Origin of the sequence: Kaistella haifensis DSM 19056, assembly GCF_000735695.2 — a bacterium.
GTDB classification, from domain to species: domain Bacteria; phylum Bacteroidota; class Bacteroidia; order Flavobacteriales; family Weeksellaceae; genus Kaistella; species Kaistella haifensis.
In genome coordinates this window covers 1-1,909 of sequence record NZ_JASZ02000075.1, presented here as the reverse complement: position 1 = coordinate 1,909, position 1,909 = coordinate 1, and the positions used below count along the sequence as shown (strand labels likewise).

Sequence of the window (1,909 nt, the reverse complement as noted above, 5' to 3'; positions counted from 1 at the left end):
CAAATTATAAAGATGTTTCAGAAGCAAACAGCCCACCATAAAACGAATCGGATGGCTCGGATTGCCCACTTTAGAGTACAACGGCGAAAATTCGTTCTCGAAATAATTCCAATCTATTTTATCTGAAAGCAAAACGAGTTCGTGTTTATCATCAATAAAATCAACCAACATCGGGCGGAATAATTCTGGCAGTTTTTCTGGATTTTTTCCTAACATATTTGCAAGGTTTTAAAGCTCTAATATACAAATTCTTGCAATAAAAAACAAGCTATTTTAAACCCAAAATACTAATAATCAGTAAATTATAAGTGGTTTAAGGAGAGACTAAGTATATATCTTGTAAAATTTTTGATGAAAATATTTTTTGTTTTACTTTATAAGTTAATAAATATGAAACTTCGGATAAAAATTTAACTTTTTTTCTCGTACTAAAATCACTTTACTTTGAATGTCTAATTATATCTCTATGTTCGTCCCACTCCTTAATAACTAAATGAACAACATCATCATATATTTCATGTGCTTGAGTTGGTAAATCGTGATATCTTTCAAATAGTATTAATAAAAAAGTTAAAAATATTGGTCTGTTAGCAAGATCTTTATAAGGTTTCTTATCAAGAATAGATATGAAATTATTGTTTTTTGGTAACCATTTTTTAGATATATCCTAAATTTGCTTTACATTAAGTGGTGATATTTCTAAAATTTCAAAATTATCTAGGAGTTTATTTAATTCGGATTTACGAACTGTCGCTAATATTTTTGAATCAGTTAGTTTGAGACCTAGTTTTTCAATATCTCTGATTGTATTATTTTGTATTTCTTTGCTTATTTCATCAATGCCATCAAGTATTAAAAGACAGTTTATATTATTCAATAAAGATGATAAAAAATCTTGAGCACTTAATTCTCCTACAAAAGTTTCTACTTTTTCTCTTAATATTATTTCATCATAGGTCGTATTCCTTTTTTTATCTTTTTTTTTCTGTATCAGTTCGTACTTTATAATCTTATCCTCATATTTAATATTTAAAACATCTAAAATGAACTTATAAATTGTTGTGGTTGTCGGAATGTCTCTTAATCTTACTAAAATTAATGATGTTAAGTTAGAGTAAGAATCATAATTTTGAATGTATTCTAAAATTAAACGTTTTACTGTCGTCGTTTTTCCAGCACCTGGTGCGCCCACTAATAAAATGTTTTCTGCTGAATTTAATATTTCTCTTTCAGAAACCTTATTTTTCTTACCCTCCATATTTTGAAAAATATCGGATGAAATTATTAATTCAACCGTTGAAATTTTGGTTTTTTTTGGTTTTGATAAACCTATGAAAGGAATAGAATTAGACCATTTTATAATTTCATTGAAATGCGTTTTATATTTTGTAGGAAATTTATTAACTACGTTATCTAATTCTGATTTTTTAGAGATTAGCCTATCTGTTTTGATTTTTTCTATCGTACTTGTAGTAATTTTTTTTAGTGTTTCTCCTGCAGCAGCTTTTAAAACTGTCGTTAAAAGAGTTTCTTCCATTTGCATTTGCTTTCGAATTCTGACTAACGTTAAATTATTTCAGTGATAATCAATTAGTTATAGATTTTAATTTTTGACCATTTGATTATTCAAAATAGTGAAAATTTCTTCGTTAGCGGCTAAAAACAACTCCGTTTTCGAGTAGGGGAATTACGGCTAACGGGAAAAGTATTGCCGAAGAAGCGGGCTTTTTATAACTAAAAGTTCCTAAGAAGTACTTCCCGAAGCAAAATTTTTTCCCTTTTTCAAACTTACAAACTTTCTTTGGAAAAGGGGAAATTTTTTTGAGACTATTTTAACTAAACGCTCAAAGAATTCCTTCAACCCAGCTTTTTTGGCAATACTGTGTTGAACTAAACCTCCGGTAGCTTT

1 protein-coding gene and 1 pseudogene are annotated in these 1,909 nt (G+C 28.2%); both read right to left on the bottom strand.

All coding sequences use genetic code 11. The features are described from left to right. Positions 1-216 (bottom strand): annotated as a pseudogene (locus AP75_RS13860) (IS5/IS1182 family transposase); the annotation flags it as partial. A 451-nt stretch (positions 217-667) separates the two neighbouring features. Continuing rightward, positions 668-1,537: an NACHT domain-containing protein gene (locus AP75_RS13855; protein ID WP_158212093.1), complete on the bottom strand. Its 870-nt coding sequence runs from the start codon at positions 1,535-1,537 to the stop codon at positions 668-670. Positions 1,538-1,909 lie beyond the last annotated feature (372 nt).